This is a genomic window from Stenotrophomonas sp. YJH_SMC_106-19 (assembly GCF_059368375.1).
Window position 1 is genome coordinate 449,634 of sequence record NZ_JCAFRQ010000001.1, and the last position, 18,741, is coordinate 468,374.

General features: G+C 66.4%; 17 protein-coding genes and 1 tRNA gene. 3 read left to right on the forward strand and 15 right to left on the reverse strand.

What is annotated here, in order from left to right; all coding sequences use genetic code 11:
- Nucleotide 1 precedes the first annotated feature (1 nt).
- From nuoH to AC5P5M_RS02115, 12 genes are all read right to left on the reverse strand, one after another.
- The gene (gene nuoH, locus AC5P5M_RS02060; protein ID WP_053519914.1) at nucleotides 2-1,096 is read right to left on the reverse strand and encodes an NADH-quinone oxidoreductase subunit NuoH; all 1,095 of its coding nucleotides are present in this window, start codon (nucleotides 1,094-1,096) and stop codon (nucleotides 2-4) included.
- Nucleotides 1,093-3,327 (reverse strand): NADH-quinone oxidoreductase subunit NuoG, encoded by a 2,235-nt coding sequence (gene nuoG, locus AC5P5M_RS02065; protein WP_495205518.1) that lies wholly within the window; start codon nucleotides 3,325-3,327, stop codon nucleotides 1,093-1,095. The genes nuoH and nuoG overlap by 4 nt, the downstream gene beginning before the upstream one ends.
- Nucleotides 3,324-4,664 carry an NADH-quinone oxidoreductase subunit NuoF gene (nuoF, locus tag AC5P5M_RS02070; RefSeq protein WP_065175540.1) on the reverse strand — a complete coding sequence of 447 codons (1,341 nt, stop codon included), beginning with the start codon at nucleotides 4,662-4,664 and terminating at the stop codon, nucleotides 3,324-3,326. Before nuoF ends, nuoG begins: the two co-directional genes overlap by 4 nt.
- 4 nt (nucleotides 4,665-4,668) lie before the next feature.
- On the reverse strand, nucleotides 4,669-5,196 hold the full coding sequence (gene nuoE, locus AC5P5M_RS02075; protein ID WP_006381132.1) for an NADH-quinone oxidoreductase subunit NuoE: 528 nt from the start codon (nucleotides 5,194-5,196) through the stop codon (nucleotides 4,669-4,671).
- Between the two features lie 97 nt (nucleotides 5,197-5,293).
- Nucleotides 5,294-6,601: an NADH-quinone oxidoreductase subunit D gene (locus AC5P5M_RS02080; RefSeq protein ID WP_053519911.1), complete on the reverse strand. Its 1,308-nt coding sequence runs from the start codon at nucleotides 6,599-6,601 to the stop codon at nucleotides 5,294-5,296.
- Nucleotides 6,598-7,344 (reverse strand): NADH-quinone oxidoreductase subunit C, encoded by a 747-nt coding sequence (locus AC5P5M_RS02085; RefSeq protein WP_065181852.1) that lies wholly within the window; start codon nucleotides 7,342-7,344, stop codon nucleotides 6,598-6,600. The genes AC5P5M_RS02080 and AC5P5M_RS02085 overlap by 4 nt, the downstream gene beginning before the upstream one ends.
- A 33-nt stretch (nucleotides 7,345-7,377) precedes the next feature.
- Nucleotides 7,378-7,932: a NuoB/complex I 20 kDa subunit family protein gene (locus AC5P5M_RS02090; RefSeq protein WP_005410463.1), complete on the reverse strand. Its 555-nt coding sequence runs from the start codon at nucleotides 7,930-7,932 to the stop codon at nucleotides 7,378-7,380.
- Nucleotides 7,923-8,279 (reverse strand): NADH-quinone oxidoreductase subunit A, encoded by a 357-nt coding sequence (locus AC5P5M_RS02095; RefSeq protein WP_053519909.1) that lies wholly within the window; start codon nucleotides 8,277-8,279, stop codon nucleotides 7,923-7,925. Before AC5P5M_RS02095 ends, AC5P5M_RS02090 begins: the two co-directional genes overlap by 10 nt.
- Before the next feature lie 111 nt (nucleotides 8,280-8,390).
- Nucleotides 8,391-8,475 (reverse strand) — tRNA-Leu (locus AC5P5M_RS02100).
- Between the two features lie 51 nt (nucleotides 8,476-8,526).
- Nucleotides 8,527-8,964 (reverse strand): preprotein translocase subunit SecG, encoded by a 438-nt coding sequence (gene secG / locus AC5P5M_RS02105; RefSeq protein ID WP_065175541.1) that lies wholly within the window; start codon nucleotides 8,962-8,964, stop codon nucleotides 8,527-8,529.
- A 33-nt stretch (nucleotides 8,965-8,997) separates the two neighbouring features.
- Nucleotides 8,998-9,753, reverse strand: coding sequence for a triose-phosphate isomerase (gene tpiA / locus AC5P5M_RS02110; RefSeq protein ID WP_495205519.1), 756 nt, complete (start codon nucleotides 9,751-9,753; stop codon nucleotides 8,998-9,000).
- 622 nt (nucleotides 9,754-10,375) lie between these two features.
- Nucleotides 10,376-11,353: an isopenicillin N synthase family dioxygenase gene (locus tag AC5P5M_RS02115; RefSeq protein ID WP_495205520.1), complete on the reverse strand. Its 978-nt coding sequence runs from the start codon at nucleotides 11,351-11,353 to the stop codon at nucleotides 10,376-10,378.
- A 149-nt stretch (nucleotides 11,354-11,502) separates the two neighbouring features.
- Here AC5P5M_RS02115 and AC5P5M_RS02120 point away from each other — a divergent pair, with 149 nt between their 5' ends.
- Genes AC5P5M_RS02120 through AC5P5M_RS02130 form a run of 3 tightly spaced genes read left to right on the forward strand, consistent with a single transcriptional unit; the run spans nucleotide 11,503 to nucleotide 15,401 of the window.
- Nucleotides 11,503-13,386, forward strand: coding sequence for a DUF3413 domain-containing protein (locus tag AC5P5M_RS02120; protein WP_111186386.1), 1,884 nt, complete (start codon nucleotides 11,503-11,505; stop codon nucleotides 13,384-13,386).
- A 19-nt stretch (nucleotides 13,387-13,405) separates the two neighbouring features.
- Nucleotides 13,406-14,551, forward strand: a complete 1,146-nt coding sequence (locus tag AC5P5M_RS02125; protein WP_053520079.1) for a glycosyltransferase family 4 protein — start codon at nucleotides 13,406-13,408, stop codon at nucleotides 14,549-14,551.
- Nucleotides 14,544-15,401, forward strand: coding sequence for a polysaccharide deacetylase family protein (locus AC5P5M_RS02130; protein WP_053520078.1), 858 nt, complete (start codon nucleotides 14,544-14,546; stop codon nucleotides 15,399-15,401). Before AC5P5M_RS02125 ends, AC5P5M_RS02130 begins: the two co-directional genes overlap by 8 nt.
- An 85-nt stretch (nucleotides 15,402-15,486) precedes the next feature.
- On the opposite strand, the gene glmM is transcribed toward AC5P5M_RS02130, so the two are convergent.
- The 3 genes from glmM to trpA form a co-directional block, all read right to left on the reverse strand.
- The gene (gene glmM, locus AC5P5M_RS02135) at nucleotides 15,487-16,851 is read right to left on the reverse strand and encodes a phosphoglucosamine mutase (protein ID WP_053520077.1); all 1,365 of its coding nucleotides are present in this window, start codon (nucleotides 16,849-16,851) and stop codon (nucleotides 15,487-15,489) included.
- Nucleotides 16,851-17,726: an acetyl-CoA carboxylase, carboxyltransferase subunit beta gene (gene accD / locus AC5P5M_RS02140; protein ID WP_053520076.1), complete on the reverse strand. Its 876-nt coding sequence runs from the start codon at nucleotides 17,724-17,726 to the stop codon at nucleotides 16,851-16,853. Before accD ends, glmM begins: the two co-directional genes overlap by 1 nt.
- 205 nt (nucleotides 17,727-17,931) lie before the next feature.
- Complete coding sequence (gene trpA, locus AC5P5M_RS02145; RefSeq protein WP_065174902.1) at nucleotides 17,932-18,741, reverse strand: tryptophan synthase subunit alpha; 810 nt, start codon at nucleotides 18,739-18,741, stop codon at nucleotides 17,932-17,934.

An 18,741-nucleotide genomic window follows, 5' to 3' on the forward strand; every position in this document is an offset into this window, starting at 1 on the left:
TTTAGACGCCCTTTTGAATCACGCCGAAGAACACCATGACGGCGGTGACCGCGATCCAGAAAATGGTCAGCGGAATGAAGACCTTCCAGCCCAGGCGCATGATCTGGTCGTAGCGGAAGCGCGGGAAGCTGGCACGGAACCAGATGTAGGCACTGGCGAAGAAGAACACCTTGACGAACAGCCACGGCGCGCCACCCTTCCAGATCCAGTCGACCAGCGGCGACACAGTGCCCGGATCGACCCAGCCCTGGATCGGGCTCAGCCAGCCACCGAGGAAGAAGATCGAGATCAGGAAACTGATCAGGATCATGTTCGCGTACTCGGCCAGGAAGAACAGCGCGAACGCGCCGCCCGAGTACTCGACCATGTGGCCAGCGACGATTTCCGACTCGCCTTCCACCACGTCGAACGGGGCACGGTTGGTCTCGGCCACGCCGGACACCCAGTACACGACGAACAGCGGGAACAGCGGAATCAGGAACCAGTCGAAGAAGCCGGAACTGCCGGCCTGGGCCATCACGATGTTGCTCAGGTTCAGGCTGCCCGAAGCGATCATGACGCCGACCAGGGCGAAGCCCATCGCGATTTCGTAGCTGATCATCTGCGCCGAGGCACGCATCGCACCCAGGAACGCATACTTCGAGTTGGACGCCCAGCCGGCCAGGATGATGCCGTAGATGCCCAGCGAGGTCATCGCCAGCAGGTACAGCAGGCCGGCATTGGCGTTGGACAGCACGATCTGCGAATCGAACGGAATCACCGCCCAGGCCGCGAACGCCGGGGCCAGGGTGATCAGCGGTGCCAGCAGGTAGATCGCCTTGTTGGCGTTGCTCGGCTGGACCACTTCCTTGAACAGCAGCTTGAAGACGTCGGCGAAGGCCTGGAAGATGCCCATGCCCACGTACATCGGGCCATGGCGGACGTGCATCCAGCCGATCAGCTTGCGTTCCCAGACCACGTAGAAGGCCACCGAGACGATCACCGGTACGGTGATCACCAGGATCTTCAGGATGATCCAGAGCAGCGCGCCGATGTCACCGAGGCCGAGCAGCCACTGGTGCAGCGGATCGACCGCGTTCAACAGCAATTCGTTCATGCAGCCACCACCGTTACGCGAGCGGCACCCAGCGGCGCGGTCGCGCCGTGGCCCGATTCAATCCAGACCGAACCCGCAGCGACGCGGGCGTCGACCACCACCGGCAGGGTGGCGCGACCGGCATCGGTGCCGACCTTGGCCATCTGCCCTTCCTGCAGCTGCAGGCGTGCGGCATCTTCCGTGTTGAGGACGATGCGCGGGGCGTTGTTCAGCGGATGCGACTGCAGCGCCGGAGCGCGGCGGACCACGGCATCGGTGCGGTAGATCGCCGCCGTCGAGGCCACTTCCAGGCCTTCGCCTGCAACGGTCGGCTGGGCCGACGCAGCCACGGTGACCGATACCGGTGCCAGGCTGGCACGCAGGCCCGCCAGATCGATGAAGTCGAAACCGGCCACCGCCAGCTCACCGCCCAGCGCACGCAGGACGCGCCAGCCTTCGCGGGCCTCGCCCGGCAGCTTGCCACCGGCACGGGCCGACTGTTCGCGGCCATCGAGGTTGGTCAGGGTGGCGTCGATTTCCGGCAGCGCACCGATCGGCAGGATCACATCGGCGACGTCGCGGGTCGAGGCGCAGGCGAAGTGGCTGAACGCCACGACCTGGGCACCGGCCAGCGCCTTGCGCGCGGCAGGCGCATCGGCGAAGTCCAGGCCCGGCTCCAGGCCGTACACCACGTAGGCCTGGCGCGGCTGCGCCAGCATCGCGGCGACGTCCCTGCCGGCCGGCAGCACGCCCGCACGGGTCAGGCCGACAGCGTTGGCGCCCTGCGGAATGCGGCACAGGCGGGCACCGGTGGCGGTGGCGAAATCACGCGCGGCGGCGCGGATCGCGGCAGCCTGCGGGTGGTTCTCGGCGATGGCACCGACGATCAGCACGGTGTTGCTGCCACCCTGCACCGCCGAACGCAGCTCGGCGTTGGCCAGGGCATCGACGAACTGCGACGGTGCGACGATCTGCTTGCCGGCGATGCTGAAGGCGAAGTCGAAGTCGACCGGGTTGACGACGTGGATCTTCGCGCCGTTCTGGGTCTGCGCCTTGCGCAGGCGGGCATGCAGCAGCGGCAGTTCATGGCGGATGTTGCTGCCCAGAACCACGATGCGGTCAGCGCCTTCGATCTCCGCCAGCGGCAGGCCGAACACTTCGGCGGTGGCGGCGTCGGAGAAATCGCGGTTGTTGATGCGGTGATCGATGTTGCCCGAACCCAGGCCCTTGGCCAGGCGCGCCAGCAGAGCGCCTTCCTCGTTGGAGGTCGACGGGTGCACCAGCACGCCCAGGGTGTCGCCCTGGTTCGCCTTGAGGATGTCGGCGGCAGCGGCCAGGCCTTCGGCCCAGCTCACTTCCTTCCACTCGCCGTTGACCTTGCGCAGCGGCTTGACCGCACGGTCTTCGCTGTACAGGCCCTGGTGCGAGTAGCGGTCGCGGTCGGACAGCCAGCATTCGTTGACCGCTTCGTTGTCGCGCGGCACCGAACGCAGCACTTCACCGCGGCGCACATGCAGGAACAGGTTCGACCCCATCGCGTCGTGGTAACCCAGCGACTCGCGCGCGGTCAGCTCCCACGGACGGGCACGGAACTGGAACACCTTGTTGGTCAGCGCGCCGACCGGGCAGACGTCGACGACGTTGCCGGACAGTTCGGTGGTCAGGGGCTTGCCGTCGTAGGTACCGATCTGCAGGTTCTCGCCGCGGTACATGCCACCCAGTTCATAGGTGCCCGCCACTTCGGCGGTGAAGCGGACGCAGCGGGTGCACTGGATGCAGCGGGTCATCTCGGTGGCGACCAGCGGACCCATGTCCTCGTCCGGGACCACGCGCTTGCGCTCGTTGAAGCGGCTGACCGAACGGCCATAGCCCAGCGACACGTCCTGCAGCTCGCACTCGCCGCCCTGATCGCAGATCGGGCAGTCCAGCGGATGGTTGATGAGCAGGAACTCCATCACCGAGCGCTGGAACTTCAGCGCCTTCTCGCTGCGGGTGGCGACCTTCATGCCGTCCATCACCGGCGTGGCGCAGGCCGGCGCCGGCTTCGGCGACTTCTCCACGTCCACCAGGCACATGCGGCAGTTGGCGGCGATCGGCAGCTTCTCGTGGTAGCAGAAGCGCGGAATCGGAATGCCGGCCTTGTCGGCGGCCTGGATGATCATCGAACCCTTGGGCACGACCAGGGACTTGCCATCGATCTCGATGGTCACATGGTCCGGTGGCACGTTCGGGTTTACGGGTTGCGCGCTCATGCGGCGGCTGCCTCCACCTTCTTGCCGTCAACCATCGAATGACCGTTGACGATGTAGTACTCGAATTCGTCCCAGAACTGGCGCAGGAAGCCCTGGATGGGCCATGCCGCCGCTTCGCCGAACGCACAGATGGTGTGGCCTTCGATCTGGCCGGCCACCGCCTTCAGCTGGTGCAGGTCTTCCATCGTGGCCTTGCCGGCGACGATGCGCTCGAGCACGCGGTGCATCCAGCCGGTGCCTTCACGGCACGGCGTGCACTGGCCGCAGGATTCCTTGTGGAAGAACTGGCTGATGCGGCAGGCGAACTTGACGCAGCACACGCTGTCATCCAGCACCACGACCGCCCCGGAACCCAGGCCGGAGCCCAGCGCACGGATGGTGTCGTAGTCCATCGGCAGGCCCTTCAGCTCCGCCGCGGTGAGCACCGGCATGGAGACGCCGCCCGGAATCGCACCCTTCAGGGTACGGCCCGGGCGCAGGCCACCGGCCATTTCCAGCAGCTCGTCGAAGGTGGTGCCGAGCGGCACTTCAAAGTTGCCGCCGTTCTGCACGCAGCCGGAGACCGAGAAGCACTTCGGGCCGCCATTGGCGGTCCGGCTCAGGCCCTTGAACCACTCCGGACCGTTGCGGATGATCGCCGGCACCGAGCCGTAGGTCTCGGTGTTGTTGATCGTCGACGGCTTGCCGTACAGGCCGAAGTTGGCCGGGAACGGCGGCTTGTAGCGCGGCTGTCCCTTCTTGCCTTCCAGCGATTCCATCAGCGCGGTTTCTTCGCCGCAGATGTAGGCACCGGCACCGAGAGCACCGTAGATGTCGATGTCCACGCCTGAGCCCAGCACGTTCTTGCCCAGCCAGCCGTTCGCGTAGGCGTCGGCCAGGGCCTGCTCGAAGTGCTCGAAGGGCTCGTGGTGGAACTCGCCGCGCAGGTAGTTGTAGCCCACGGTCGAACCGGTGGCGTAGCAGGCGATCGCCATGCCTTCCACCACCGAATGCGGGTTGTAACGCAGGATGTCGCGATCCTTGCAGGTGCCCGGCTCGGATTCATCCGAATTGCAGAGGATGTACTTCTGCATGTTGCCCTTGGGCATGAAGGACCACTTCAGGCCGGTCGGGAAGCCTGCGCCACCGCGGCCGCGCAGGCCAGAGGCCTTGACCATCTCGATGACCTGCTCCGGCGGGATCTTCTCTTCGAGGATCTTGCGCAGGGCAGCGTAGCCACCGGTCTTGAGGTAGCTTTCGTACGACCACGGAGTGTCGTAATGCAGGGTGGTGTAGACCACCTGGTGCGGCAGCGGCGCGGGACCGACCGGGCCCTTGGATTCGTGGTGATGTGCCATGCCCTTACTCCAGCCCGTCCAGCAGCTCGTCGACCTTTTCCAGGGTCAGACGCTCATGGTAGTGACCGTTGATGACCATCATCGGCGCACCGCCGCAGCCGGCCAGGCACTCTTCCTCGCGCTTGAGGTAGACGCGGCCGTCCGGGGTCGATTCGCCGTGCTTGATGCCCAGCTTCTTCTCGCAGTGGCGCACGATGTCCTCGGCGCCATTGAGCCAGCAGCTGATGTTGGTGCAGATGGCCACGTTGTTGCGGCCCACCTTCTCGGTCTCGAACATCGAGTAGAAGCTGGCGACCTCGTAGGCCCACACCGGCGGCAGGTCCAGGTACTTGGCCACGCCGGCGATCAGCTCGTCGGTCAGCCAGCCCTCATTCTGCTCCTGGGCCGCATGCAGGCCCTGCAACACGGCAGAGCGCTTGCGGTCCGGCGGGAACTTGGACAGCCAGTGATCGATGTGAGCGCGGGTCTTGTCGCTCAGCACCACCATCGGGTCGACGTCGCGCGCCGCCTCGAAATTACCTGTCGCCTTCATCGGCCGACCTCAGCGAAATGCATAACGTGAAATTCCAGGAACTGCGGCGCCGGCTTGCGCCGGCTGCCTGCAGCAGGCGTTGGCGTGGCAGACGGCATTACCGGTCAACCTCGCCGAACACCAGATCGTAGGTACCGATCATCGCCACCACGTCGGCCAGCATGTGGCCGCGCACGACCGAGTCGATCGAGGACAGGTGGGCGAAGCCCGGCGCACGCAGGTGCACGCGGAAGGGCTTGTTGGCGCCGTCGGAAACCAGGTAGCAGCCGAACTCACCCTTCGGGGCCTCCACCGCCGAGTAGGTCTCGCCGGCCGGCACGCAGTAGCCTTCGCTGAACAGCTTGAAGTGGTGGATCAGCGCTTCCATGTCGTCCTTCATGTCCTCGCGGCTGGGCGGAGCGACCTTGAAGTTCTTGACCATGACCGGGCCGGGGTTGGCCTTCAGCCATGCCACGCACTGCTTGATGATGCGGTTGGACTCACGCATCTCGGCGACGCGGACCAGATAACGGTCGTAGCAGTCGCCTTCCTTGCCCAGCGGAATGTCGAAATCAACGGCATCGTACTTGGCATACGGACGCTTCTTGCGCAGATCCCAGGCGATGCCCGAGCCGCGCAGCATGACGCCGGTCATGCCCCACTGGTGCGCCAGTTCCGGGGTGACCACGCCGATGCCGACGGTGCGCTGCTTCCAGATGCGGTTGTCGGTCAGCAGGGTTTCGTACTCGTCGACGCGACCCGGGAACTCATTGGTGAAGTTCTCCAGGAAATCCAGCAGCGAGCCCTCGCGCGAAGCATTGAGCTGCTTCAGCGCCTTGCCCTTGTGCCAACGGGATTCCTTGTACTTCGGCATGTGGTCCGGCAGGTCGCGGTAGACACCGCCCGGACGGTAGTACGCCGCGTGCATGCGCGCGCCGGAAACCGCTTCGTAGCAGTCCATCAGCTCTTCGCGCTCGCGGAAGGCATACAGCATCACCGCCATCGCGCCCAGGTCGAGCGCGTTGGAACCCAGCCACATCAGGTGGTTGAGGATGCGGGTGATCTCGTCGTACATGGTACGGATGTACTGCGCACGCTCCGGCGCCTCGATCCCCATCAGGGTCTCGATCGCGCGCACGTAGGCGTGCTCGTTGCACATCATCGACACGTAATCCAGGCGATCCATGTAACCGATCGACTGGTTGAACGGCTTGGACTCGGCCAGCTTCTCGGTACCACGATGCAGCAGGCCGACGTGCGGGTCGGCGCGCATGATGGTCTCGCCGTCCATCTCCAGGATCAGGCGCAGCACGCCATGCGCGGCCGGATGCTGCGGGCCGAAGTTCATGGTGTAGTTGCGGATTTCCTGCCGGCTTTCGGCGGCATTGCTGGCGAACGCTTCGCCGGCCTGGTGTACGTGGCTCACTTCACTGCCTCCTGCGCGCGCTCGCCGGCTGCGGTCTGCAGACGGGCGTCGTCGCGGATCACGCGCGGCACGCCGACACGCGGCTCAACCGAGGTGACCGGTTCGTAGATCACGCGCTTCTTTTCTTCGTCGTAGCGCACTTCGACATTGCCGATCAGCGGGAAGTCCTTGCGGAACGGATGGCCGACGAAACCGTAGTCGGTCAGGATCCGGCGCAGGTCCGGGTGGCCTTCGAAGATCACGCCATACAGATCGAACGCTTCGCGCTCGAACCAGTTCAGGCCCGGCCAGATGCCGGTCAGCGAGGACACCACCGGCAGTGCTTCGTCAGGTGCGAAGCAGCGCAGGTGCATCATCAGGTTGTGCTGGTACGAGCGCAGCTGCGCCACCACGGCAAAGCGCTGGGTCGGCATGTGCTGCGGGCGAGCGCCTTCGGCACTCTCCTCGCTGGGGAACTCGCCCCACGCGAAGCGGCCCTGCGCCTTGCCCTCGACGCCGCGGCTGAAGCCGTGCGAGGACACGTCGGCGGTGTCCCATTCGTCGGAGCCATAGCCCAGGTAGTCCACGCCGCAGAGGTCCACGGCCTGCTCGAAACCAAACTCGTCACGCAGCGCCAGGGCGGTGGCGTGCCACTCGGCGGCAGGCACTTCCAGCGTCACTTCGCCGCGGGGTTCGACCACGATGACCTTCGCACCAGCGAAACGTGCGGAGAGTCGGTCGATGAAGGATGCTTGCTCTGCCATGGGGGCTTGGCGCGCTCTTGTCAGGTGAAGGGGTCAGCGGGCGATGGTCTGTGTACGCCAGATCTTCTTCTGCAGCTGCAGGATCCCGTACACCAGCGCCTCGGCGGTCGGTGGGCAGCCCGGGACGTAGACGTCCACCGGCACCACGCGATCACAGCCGCGCACGACAGAATAGGAATAGTGGTAATAACCACCGCCATTGGCACAGCTGCCCATGGAGATCACCCACTTGGGGTCGGGCATCTGGTCGTAGACCTTGCGCAGTGCCGGGGCCATCTTGTTGACCAGCGTACCGGCGACGATCATCACGTCGGACTGGCGCGGCGACGGGCGGAACACCACGCCGTAACGGTCCAGGTCCAGGCGCGCGGCGCCGGCGTGCATCATCTCCACGGCACAGCAGGCCAGGCCGAAGGTCATCGGCCACATCGAGCCGGTACGCGCCCAGTTCAGCAGGGCGTCGACGCTGGTGGTGACGAAGCCTTTTTCCAGCAGGGGATTGTCGCCTTCCGGCCGCAGGATGTCATCAACCCGCCCTTCCGGGGTCGGATTGTTCATCAGGCCATCGAGCGTCTGAATCACTCCCATTCCAGCGCTCCCTTCTTCCAGACGTAAATGAAACCGAGGAACAGCATGCCGACGAACAGGCCCATGGTGACCAGCGAACGGGCACCCAGCTCCATGAAGACCTGGGTCCACGGCACGATGAAGATGATTTCCAGGTCGAAGACGATGAACTGGATCGCGATCAGGTAATAGCGCACATCGAACTTCATGCGCGCGTCTTCGAACGCCTCGAAGCCGCACTCGTACGGCGAGAGCTTTTCCAGATCAGGGCGACGGGGACCGAGGAGTCGGCCGACCAGCATCAGCACGACGCCGATACCGGTGGCAACGATCAGAAACAGCAGAGACGGCAAATATTCGGCCAGCACAGCGATTCTCTCTTGCCTCTGCCGCTGCGCCTGCAGGCGCTTTGGCATGGGGGAGTGGACGGGAATCGCCCTGGCGCATTGCGCGCCAGGTGAACCCGCTTTACTTACAAATGGTGCCCAAGAGGGGACTCGAACCCCTACGACTTGCGTCGCTACCACCTCAAGGTAGTGCGTCTACCAATTCCGCCACCTGGGCAAACGATCACATCAGACTATCTTCCCGATGCGCCGCGTATTGTAACCGGCTTCAGTCTTTCTGGGAGCCTTCCGACGGCTTTTCTTCACCAGAAACCGAAGATTCCGCCTGAGCCGGCACAGTCGCCGCCGGAACCGGGGCTGCCGGGACCTCATCGGCCTTCGGAACGGCCGGCAGTTCGCCTGCAGGGGCGGCCGGAGCGCTGGCCGCCGGGGCGGACATCAGACCCAGGTCCTGCTCGGCGGCAGGACGGCTGCCGTGGCCGGCATACCAGGCCATGAAGAGACTGATGCCGAAGAACACCACGGCCAGCCACTTGGTCGACTTGGACAGGAAGTTCGAGGCGCCACGCGCACCGAACACCGTTCCCGAGGCACCGGCACCAAAGCCCGAACCAGCCGCTGCGCCCGAGCCACGCTGCATCAGGATCAGCGCGATCATGGCTACGGCAACCAGCACGTAGACGACATTGAGGATCAACATCAGCATTGGAAATCCGCCCTCGGACAATACTTCTAGGATTTAGTTCGCGGCCGCCGCCTTCGCGATGGCCAGGAAGTCCGCGGCCACCAGGGAGGCGCCACCGACCAGCCCACCATCGACATCCGGCTGCGCGAACAGTTCCCCGGCATTGTCGGGCTTCACGCTGCCGCCGTAAAGAATGGGCAGTGAATCAGCAATTCTAGCATCGATGCGCGCGACTTCGCCACGGATGAACGCGTGCACCTGCTGCGCCTGCTCCTTGCTCGCGGTGCGGCCGGTGCCGATCGCCCAGACCGGCTCGTAGGCGACCACGGCGCTGGCGAAGCCGTCGGCACCGACGAGATCCAGCACCGGCGCCAGCTGGCTGGCGATGACCGATTCGGTCTGTCCGGCCTCGCGCTGCTCCAGGGTCTCACCCACGCACAGTACCGGCATCAGGCCGGCATGCAGGGCAGCGGCGAACTTGCGGGCAACCAGTTCGCTGCTCTCGTGGTGGTACTGGCGACGCTCGGAATGTCCAACCAGGCCGTAACGGGCACCGACCTCGTGCAGCATGGCCGCGCACACTTCGCCGGTGTAGGCCCCCTTCTCGTTGCTGCTCACGTCCTGGGCACCGAAGGTCATGCCGGTCGCGCCGAACTCCTCGACCAGCTCGCCCAGGTACGGCAGCGGCGGCAGGATGACGACATCGACCCCGTCCAGCGGCAGTCCCGCAGCCACCTGCCCCAGCAGTTCATTGGCGAATTGACGGCTGCCGTGCAGCTTCCAGTTTCCGGCGACGATCTTGCGGCGCATGAGCGGGTGGCTCCTGTGTGAAGTCAGCCGGTCATGATACCCGTTACGGCAAAAATCCGTTTCCGTGTAAGCGGTTACATGGATTTCCAGCCAACGGCGCGGCCCCTCGTGGCGGGGGCGGGGTTGGTCGCGGGGAGCCCCGGGTAGTTGATCGGCCTGGCCGGGCGGGCGGGACTGCGCAGGGGACGCTGCAAGTACGTCCCTGTAAGCTCGATCGCCGCATCCCTGCGGCTCACGCCCCTGCGCAGCCCCACCCGCCCGGCTTCTGACACATTCCGGCGGTTCCGCCCGCCACGGAAAGAGAAAAGAAGATCAAAGGCAAAAGCGGCATTGCGGGTGACTGCCGCGGTCAGATCCGGATCTGACCCCTGCCCCACCTCGGTGTGACAGATCTCATCCATCCGTCACCGGGAAACTGTCGAAGGCGGGGAGGTGTCGGATGGCGGGGTGTCCGCGGCATGGATGCCGCGGCCAAGCCCCCAGGGATGGGTTTACGCCGTCCCCGCCATCCGACGCCTCCCCGCCTCCCCACGGAACATCCCGGAGCCGCTTTGGCTTTGGCTCGCCGGGCCTGGCCCGGCGCTACCCGTAATGGAAAGGCCGCCTCGCGGCGGCCTTTTCATTACTTCAGCTTGATCTCGCGCAGGCGTTCCTCGAGGAAGCCGTGGGCGGTGATCGGCTCCGGATACCGGCTCGGGCTCTCCGGGGTGATGCAGGACGGCAGCACGTCGATCAGGAAGTCCGGGTTCGGGTGCAGGAAGAACGGCACCGAGTAGCGCGGCTGGCGGGCCAGCTCGCCCGGGGGATTGACCACGCGATGGATGGTGGAGGGATACACGTGATTGGTCAGGCGCTGCAGCATGTCGCCGATGTTGACCACGATGGTGTCCGCATCCGACGTGAACGGCACCCACTTGCCATCGTGCGACTGCACCTCCAGGCCCGCCGCACTGGCACCAACCAGCAGGGTGATGAAGTTGATGTCGCCATGCGCACCGGCACGCACGTTGGGAATGTCGTCGGTGGTGATCGGCGGGTAATGGATCGGGCGCAGGATCGAGTTGCCGAAATTGGTCTTGTCGGCGAAGAAATCCTCCGGCAGGCCGATGTGCAGCGCCAGCGCCGACAGCACGCGCGACCCGAGGTTGTCCAGCGCCTGGTACAGGCCGTAGCCCCGCTCACGGAAGCCCTCGACCTCGGTCGGCCACAGGTTCGGCGGCATCACGTCGCGGTACCTGGAGTCGTCGCCGATCTCCCGGCCGATGTGCCAGAACTCCTTCAGATCGAAGTGCTTGGACCCCTTCGCGGTTTCCACGCCGAACGGGGTATAGCCGCGTGCACCGCCGCCGCCAGCCACGTGGTACTTCCGCTTGACCTCCTCCGGCAGGGCGAAGAAGGCCTTGAAGACATCGTAGGCCGCGTCGATGTCGGCCTGCGGAATGCCGTGGTTGCGGATGCCCGCGAATCCCCATTGGCGATAGGCCGCCCCCAGCTCGGCCACGAAGGCCTCGCGGTCGCTGTCAAAACGGGTGATGTCGAGGGTCGGGATCTGGCTCACAGCGGTTCCTGGCTTGTCATTGGGTCTGGAGGGCCGCCGCATTCAGGGCCCACCTGAACATTGTGACAGATCGCCCGCAGGTCGACACCGATACGTTGAAACAAACCGATACAATGCGCGACCCGCGCGCGGATCCGCCGGCCGCGGCGGCGCCGCCCCCTTGTCCCGCTCCTGCTGAACACGTACCGACGATGCCCTCCGCTCCACCCGCCGCCGATCCAGCTTCCCGACCCGGTTGTACCCAGCACTGGCGCCGGCTGGCCTGGTGGTCCTTGTTCGTGGCGGCGAACGCCGTACTGGCAGCCGTCATCACCCTGGGCAACGTGCCGCTGCGGGACAACCCCGGCGGCCCCGTCGGCCTGGCGTATCTGGCCGTTGCCCTGCCCGGCCACCTGCTGGCGTTCGGCGCGCTGGCCGGCCTGCTGCCGCTGCTGCTCGGACTGTGGGCCCGCAGCGCGCGTCCTCTGAGCATCGGCGCGGTGGTGCTGCAGGGCCTGTGGCTGTGCCTGCTGCTGGTCGATGCCAAGGTGTTCGCGCTGTACCGCTTCCACCTCAATGCCATGGTGGCGAACATGGTGTTCGGCGGCGCGCTGCACGATCAGGTCGCACTGTCGTGGAAGACCTGGCTGCAGGCGATCGCCCTGGTATCGGCCATCTTCGCCGCCGAAGCCCTGCTGGCGTGGGCCTGCTGGAAGCTGCTGCCCGCCCTGCCCCGACGGCGCCACGTCCTGCAGGCATGGACACTGGTCATCCTGCTGATGGCAGGTGGCCAGGTGGCGACCGCCTATTACGATGCACGCGGCGAGCGTGACGTGATCAGCCAGTGGAACTACCTGCCCTGGGCGCAGCCGATCACCGCCAAGAGCTTCATGCGTCGCCTGGGCGTGGTCAGCCAGCAGCAGGCGGGCCTGCCCGACCCCCGCCATGCCCAGCTGCACTACCCGCTGCATCCGCTGCGCTGCCAGAGCCACCGGCGGCCGAACGTGCTGATGGTGGTACTCGAATCACTCCGCCACGACGTGCTGACGCCACAGATCATGCCGAACACCACGGCATTGGCGCAGTCCTCCCGCGTCTACGAGCATCACTTCAGCACCGGCAACGCCACCCGCTACGGCCTGTTCGGCCTGCTCTACGGCCTTCCCGGTGGCTACTGGGCAAGCATGCTTGACGAGCAGCGTGGCTCGCAGCTGTTCCAGGTCCTGGGACAGCAGGGCTATGACCTGCACCTGTACGGCAGCGCGCCGATGTACAGCCCTGAATTCGACCGCACCGTGTTCGCCGATGTCCGTGACCAGCTGCACCAGGGGCCGTCGGCACTGAAGCCCGATGGCCGCGACCGTGCCATCGTCGCGTCGCTGCAGCAGGACATCCGTAACAGCCAGGCCGCGCAGCGCCCGTGGTTCGGTTTCGTGTTCCTCGACTCCACCCACGCGCCCTACCACCTGCCGGCCGACTATCCGCCCCTGGCCACGCCGATGGCCGCGGACATCGACTTCCTCAAGTTCGGGCCGGACCACGATCCGACGCCGGAACTGAACCGCTATCACACCTCCGTCCACTACGCCGACAGCCTGGTCGGATCGCTGCTCGATACCCTGCGTGCGCAGGGCCTGGAGCAGGACACCATTGTGCTGGTCACTGGCGATCACGCAGAGGAGTTCAACGACCTCGCGCTGAACTACTGGGGCCACAACGGCAACTTCTCCGACTACCAGTTGCAGGTGCCGTTCGTGCTGCACTGGCCGGGCGAGGCCAGCGGCCGTGATGCGCGCACCAGCTCGCATGAGGACTGGGTGCCCACGCTGATGCGGCACGCCCTGGGCTGCGAGAACCCGCTGGCCGACTACAGCACCGGCCAGGATCTGCTGGCGGCCCCGGAAGGGCTCCGTGCCCTGGTGGTGGAGAGCTGGTCGCAGCGCGCCGTCCGCCACGGCGATGCCCTCTACGTGTTCGACAAGTTCGGCAATGCCACCGCGCTGGATCGGCACTATCGCCCACTGCCACAACAGGCGCCGGACGCAGCCGCGATCCGTTCCGCCTGGGAAGCGCTGACGCGCTTCCGCAATCGTTGATATCAAGGATCGAGTCCGCATGAAACGTTCGCTGCGCATCCTGCACACCGAAGCCGCCAAGGGAATGGGCGGGCAGGAGATCTACATCTTCCGCCACATGCAGGCCATGCGCGCGCGCGGCCACGACGTCTCGCTGCTGTGCCAGCCCGAGGCACGGCTGGCGCAGCTGGCGCGCGATGACGGCTTCACCGTGCATACGCTGCGCATGGGAGGGCTGGCGCGCCTGCTACGCGGCATCTGGTCGGTTTCCCGCCTGGTGCGCCGCGAACGCTATGACGTGGTGAACACCACCAGCCGTCGCGACGCCTTGATTGCCGCCGCCGGCGCCCGCCTCGGCGGTGCGCCGCTGGTGGTGCGCTCGCGCCACCTGATGAGTCCGGTCAACTCGCTGCTGACCTATACCGGCCTGCCGCACCGGGTGCTGACCGTCAGCAGCTTCGTCAAGCAGCTGCTGGCCGACCGTGGCATTCCCGCTGAGCGCATCGGCATCGTGCCGCCGATCGCGGTTCCACCGCGCTGGACCGATATCCGCAAGGAAGATCCGTGGCAGTGCCTGCAGGACGTGCGTGCCGAAGTCCGTGCCGAGCTCGGCTTCGGCGAACAGGACATCGTGGTCGGCTGCGTGGCGGTGCTGCGCGAGCCCAAGGGCCATGCCGACCTGCTGCAGGCAATGGTGCCGCTGTGCAAGGCCAATCCGAACCTGCACCTGGTGGTGATCGGCGACGGGCAGCCAGTGATGGAGCGCCTGCAGGCGATGTGCGCCGAGCACGGCCTGCAGTCGCAGGTCCACCTGCTCGGCTACCGCGACGGCGCCTGCCGGCTGATGGCCGGCTTCGATATCTTCGCCCTCGCCTCGCACAAGGAAGCCGCCGGCACCGTGTTCCTGGAAGCGGCGTACGTCGGCGTGCCGATCGTGGCGACGCGGGTTGGTGGCGTGCCGGAGATGGTCGTGGACGGCAGCAATGCGATCCTCACCCGGCTGGGCGACAATGCTGCCCTGACGGGCGCTCTGCGCCTGCTGGTGGACGATCCGGAACGGCGCCGGCAGATGGGCCGTGCCGGCTGGGAATGGATGCGCGCTGCGCACCGCTTCACGCCCACCGGCCACGGCGAGACCACCGAACACTACTACCGCCAGTGGCTGAAGGAGCTGGGACATGGCTGATGCCCGAACCGTACCGGTGCTGATGCACCATCACGTCAGTCCGTCGCCCGGCATGATCACGGTGTCGCCGGAGAATTTCGAAAGCCAGATTGCCTGGCTGGCCAACAGTGGCTGGACCTCACTGACACTGGAGCAGTACGCCGGGTTCCTGGCCGGCAGGCCGGTGCCGCGCCGGTCGATCGTCATCACCTTCGACGATGGCTACCTGGACAACTGGGTCTACGCGCATCCGATCCTGCAGAAGTACGGCATGCACGCGGTGGTGTTCGTGGTCACCGGATGGATGGGCGAAGGCCCGGTGCGGCCGCATGCAGGCCTGCCCGGCGCGGTACTGCCGGCAACGCCGGACCATCGCGGCTGCGAGGCCGCCATCTACGAGCAGGGGCGCAGCGACGATGTGATGATGCGCTGGAGCGAAGCGCGCGCGGCGATCGACGCGGGCACCTTCGAGGTGCATTGCCATACCCACACCCATACACGCTGGTTGCGCCGCGAAGACCTGGACCGCGCGCAGCGCCGGGCCGGCATCAGCAACGACCTGGCACTCTCGCGCCAGGTCCTGCAGGACAAGCTGGGCGCAGTTTCGGACACATTGTGCTGGCCGTACGGTGACTTCGACGATGACCATGTCGAAGTCGCGCGCGAGCAGGGGTTCCGTTACCTGCATACCACCCACCCGTTCGGCCGCAACGTGATCGGCGGCGATCCCGAACGCATCTACCGCTTCGCGATCCGCAACCGGCCGGCCAGCTGGTTGCGCAAGCGCATCGCGCAGAGCTACAACCCGTTGATCGCGCCGCTGTTCAACGGCTTCAAGGCCCGCCAGAAGAAGATGGTGCCGGGCCCCTGAGTCCGCCTCGGCCCAGCAGCGGCCCTCTGAACAGACAACGCCCCGGTCGTCCGGGGCGTTGTCCGTTGCGGAACCACCTGCGGGCTCAGGCCGCGGCGGCGGCCTTCACTGCGGCCGACAGGCGATCCAGCGTGTCCTGCATCAGTGTTGCGTCATCGGCCTCGACCGTCACCCGCACCACCGGCTCGGTGCCGGACGGGCGCAGGAATGCGCGCCCACGGCCGGCCACGGCCTGCTGCGCCTCCAGCAGTGCCGACTGCACGCTTTCGGCCTGCACGGTGGTCTTGGCCGAGACATTGCCCAAGCGCACGTTCACCGTCTTCTGCGGGACCTTCACCAGCGGCTGCAACGCCTGCCGCAGCGTCTGTCCGCTGCTGCGCAGCGCAAGCAGCACCTGCAGCGCACTGACGATGCCGTCACCGGTCGTGGCCCGGTCCAGGCACAGCAGATGGCCCGACGCTTCGCCACCGAGCACGCCGTCACCTTCGATCAGTGCCTGGTGCACGTAGCGGTCGCCCACGTTGCTGCGCTGGAACGGAATCTGCAGGTCGGCCAGCGCCTTCTCCAGTCCATAGTTGCTCATCAGCGTGCCGACCACCGGCCCACGCAGGCGACCTTCCGCCTGCCAGGTGCGTGCCAGGATGTACAGCAGATCATCGCCGTCGACCGGATTGCCCTGGTCGTCAGCCATCAGCACGCGATCGCCGTCACCGTCGAAGGCGATGCCGAGATCGGCACGGGTCTCGCGGACCTTGGCGGCGAGGTTGTCGATATGGGTCGAACCGACGCCGGCATTGATGTTCACCCCGTTCGGCTCGGCACCGATGCCGATGACCTCGGCACCCAGCTCGCGGAACAGCAGCGGGGCGATCTGGTAGGTGGCACCATGCGCGCAGTCCAGCACCAGACGTACGCCACGCAGATCGAACGCACGCGGCACGCTGGCCTTGCAGAACTCGATGTAGCGGCCTACCGCCTCGCGCGCGCGCGACGCCTTGCCCAGCCGCTCCGATTCGGCCGTGGTGAACGGCACGTCCAGTGCGGCTTCCAGCGCCAGTTCGGTGGCGTCGTCCAGTTTCTCGCCCTGTGCGGAGAAGAACTTGATGCCGTTGTCGTAATGCGGATTGTGCGAAGCACTGATGACGATGCCTGCATCAACGCCCAAGGTGCGGGTCAGGAACGCCACCGCCGGGGTGGGCATCGGGCCCAGCAGCTGCACATCGGTGCCGGCGGCGACCAGGCCCGCCTCCAGCGCCGCCTCGAACATGTAGCCGGAAATGCGGGTGTCCTTGCCGATCACCACGATCGGGCGGCGCCCGTCCTGGCCGTGCCGGGCCACCAGCACGCGGCCCAGCGCATTGCCAAGGCGCAGCACGAAGTCGGCCGAGATCGCTCCCTCACCGACACGTCCGCGGATGCCATCAGTACCGAAGTACTTGCGGCCTCCCATCAAGCCACCTCCGGCGCCGGCTGGCGGCCCAGCATCGCCAGCAGGTCGGACAGGCGGTCACGCATTTCGCGGCGGTCGCAGATCTGGTCGATGGCACCATGCTCCAGCAGGAATTCCGAACGCTGGAAACCTTCCGGCAGTTTCTCGCGCACGGTCTGTTCGATCACGCGCGGCCCGGCGAATCCGATCAGCGCCTGCGGCTCGGCGATGTTGATGTCACCCAGCATCGCGAACGAGGCCGATACGCCACCGGTGGTGGGATGGGTCAGCACCGAGATGTACGGCAGGCCGGCTTCACGCAGCTTGCCCAGCGCAGCCGAGGTCTTGGCCATCTGCATCAGCGAGAACAGGCCTTCCTGCATGCGCGCGCCGCCACTGGCGGAGAAGCAGACGTAAGGCGCGCCGATCTCCACGGCAGCCTCGGCCGCCAGCGAGAAGCGCTCGCCGACCACCGAACCCATCGAACCGCCCATGAAGGCGAAATCGAACGAGGATGCGACCAGCGGACGGCCCTTGAGCAGGCCGCGCATGGCGATCAGCGCGTCGTACTCGCCGGTGTTCTTCTGCGCGATCTTGATGCGCTCGCTGTACTTCTTCTGGTCCTTGAACTTCAGCAGGTCGGTCGGCCCCAGGCGCGCGCCGATCTCGGTGGTGCTGTCCGCATCGAACAGCGCGGCCAGGCGCGCGCGCGCGCGGATCGCCATGTGGTGACCGCACTTCGGGCAGACCTCCAGGTTCTCTTCCAGTTCCGGCCGGTACAGCGCGCTGCCGCAGTTGCTGCACTTTTCCCACAGGCCCTCGGGGACGCTGCGCTTCTTGCTGGGGGTGTTGTCGGTGCGGATGCCGGACGGCATCAACTTGCTGAGCCAACTCATGCGGGAGGACACTTCCGTTCAGGGCGGCCCGGGGGCCGCAAAGGCGGACAGTCTAGCTCCGCTTTCCCCGCCCGTGCACCCCTTGCCGGCCTGTGGGCGGCGGCGGAAAAACCATGCTGGGACGTACGTTTAGCGCAGGCAGCGCCGGGCCACGCCCGGCGGATACGCCGTAGCGCGCACCGCCGGGCATGGCCGGGCGCTGCCGTCAGGCGTCCAGGGCCTGGCGCAGGGGCGCCAGGAATGCGTGCGCCCGCTGGGCCGCCTCTTCGGCCGAGGTCGCTTCGGCCAGTGCCGCGACCAGGGCGCTGCCCACCACCACACCGTCTGCCTCGCGCGCCATGGCCGCCGCACTGGCGGCATCGCGGATGCCGAAGCCGGCCACCACCGGGACCGTGGCCCGTTCACGCAGCGCCTGCAGGCGTACGCTGGCGGCCTCGCTGTCGAGGCGGTCGGACGCACCGGTGACACCGGCAAAACTGACGTAGTACAGGTAGCCCCGCGCCAGCGCGAGCAGCTTGTCCGCGCGTGCCGGGCTGGTGGTCGGGGAGGCAAGCAGGACCAGGGCCAGGCCTTCCGCATCAAAGGCCTGCTGGGCCTCGCCGGCTTCCTCCGGCGGCAGGTCGACCAGCAGCACGCCATCCACGCCGGCGCTCACCGCGGCCTTGGCGAATGCCGCGTAGCCATGGATCTCCACAGGATTGAGATAGCCCATCAGCACCACCGGCGTCTGCGCATCGCGCTGGCGGAACTGCGCTACCGCCTGCAGGACGTAACGGCTGCCTGCACCGCGCGCCAGCGCACGTTCGGAACTGCGCTGGATGGTCGGGCCGTCGGCCATCGGATCGGAGAACGGCACCCCCAGTTCGATCACATCGGCGCCCGCCTCAACCAGTGCATGCATGACCGGCACGGTTGCTTCCAGCAGAGGATCGCCAGCGGTGACGAAGGGAATCAGTGCCTTGCGCTGCTGTTCGCGCAGGCGCTGGAAACAGGCGTCGAGTCGGGATACGGGCAT

Excerpts from the sequence above, each read along its gene's own strand:
- nuoH (WP_053519914.1), bottom strand. The coding sequence starts at position 1,096 with ATGAACGAATTGCTGTTGAACGCGGTCGATCCGCTGCACCAGTGGCTG.
- AC5P5M_RS02085 (WP_065181852.1), bottom strand. The coding sequence starts at position 7,344 with ATGGCAGAGCAAGCATCCTTCATCGACCGACTCTCCGCACGTTTCGCT.
- AC5P5M_RS02125 (WP_053520079.1), top strand. The coding sequence starts at position 13,406 with ATGAAACGTTCGCTGCGCATCCTGCACACCGAAGCCGCCAAGGGAATG.
- accD (WP_053520076.1), bottom strand. The coding sequence starts at position 17,726 with ATGAGTTGGCTCAGCAAGTTGATGCCGTCCGGCATCCGCACCGACAAC.
- AC5P5M_RS02120 (WP_111186386.1), top strand. The coding sequence starts at position 11,503 with ATGCCCTCCGCTCCACCCGCCGCCGATCCAGCTTCCCGACCCGGTTGT.
- nuoG (WP_495205518.1), bottom strand. The coding sequence starts at position 3,327 with ATGAGCGCGCAACCCGTAAACCCGAACGTGCCACCGGACCATGTGACC.
- AC5P5M_RS02115 (WP_495205520.1), bottom strand. The coding sequence starts at position 11,353 with ATGCGGCGGCCCTCCAGACCCAATGACAAGCCAGGAACCGCTGTGAGC.
- trpA (WP_065174902.1), bottom strand. The coding sequence starts at position 18,741 with ATGCCCGTATCCCGACTCGACGCCTGTTTCCAGCGCCTGCGCGAACAG.
- AC5P5M_RS02130 (WP_053520078.1), top strand. The coding sequence starts at position 14,544 with ATGGCTGATGCCCGAACCGTACCGGTGCTGATGCACCATCACGTCAGT.
- secG (WP_065175541.1), bottom strand. The coding sequence starts at position 8,964 with ATGCTGATGTTGATCCTCAATGTCGTCTACGTGCTGGTTGCCGTAGCC.
- glmM (WP_053520077.1), bottom strand. The coding sequence starts at position 16,851 with ATGGGAGGCCGCAAGTACTTCGGTACTGATGGCATCCGCGGACGTGTC.
- AC5P5M_RS02090 (WP_005410463.1), bottom strand. The coding sequence starts at position 7,932 with ATGGGAGTGATTCAGACGCTCGATGGCCTGATGAACAATCCGACCCCG.
- nuoE (WP_006381132.1), bottom strand. The coding sequence starts at position 5,196 with ATGAAGGCGACAGGTAATTTCGAGGCGGCGCGCGACGTCGACCCGATG.
- nuoF (WP_065175540.1), bottom strand. The coding sequence starts at position 4,664 with ATGGCACATCACCACGAATCCAAGGGCCCGGTCGGTCCCGCGCCGCTG.
- tpiA (WP_495205519.1), bottom strand. The coding sequence starts at position 9,753 with ATGCGCCGCAAGATCGTCGCCGGAAACTGGAAGCTGCACGGCAGCCGT.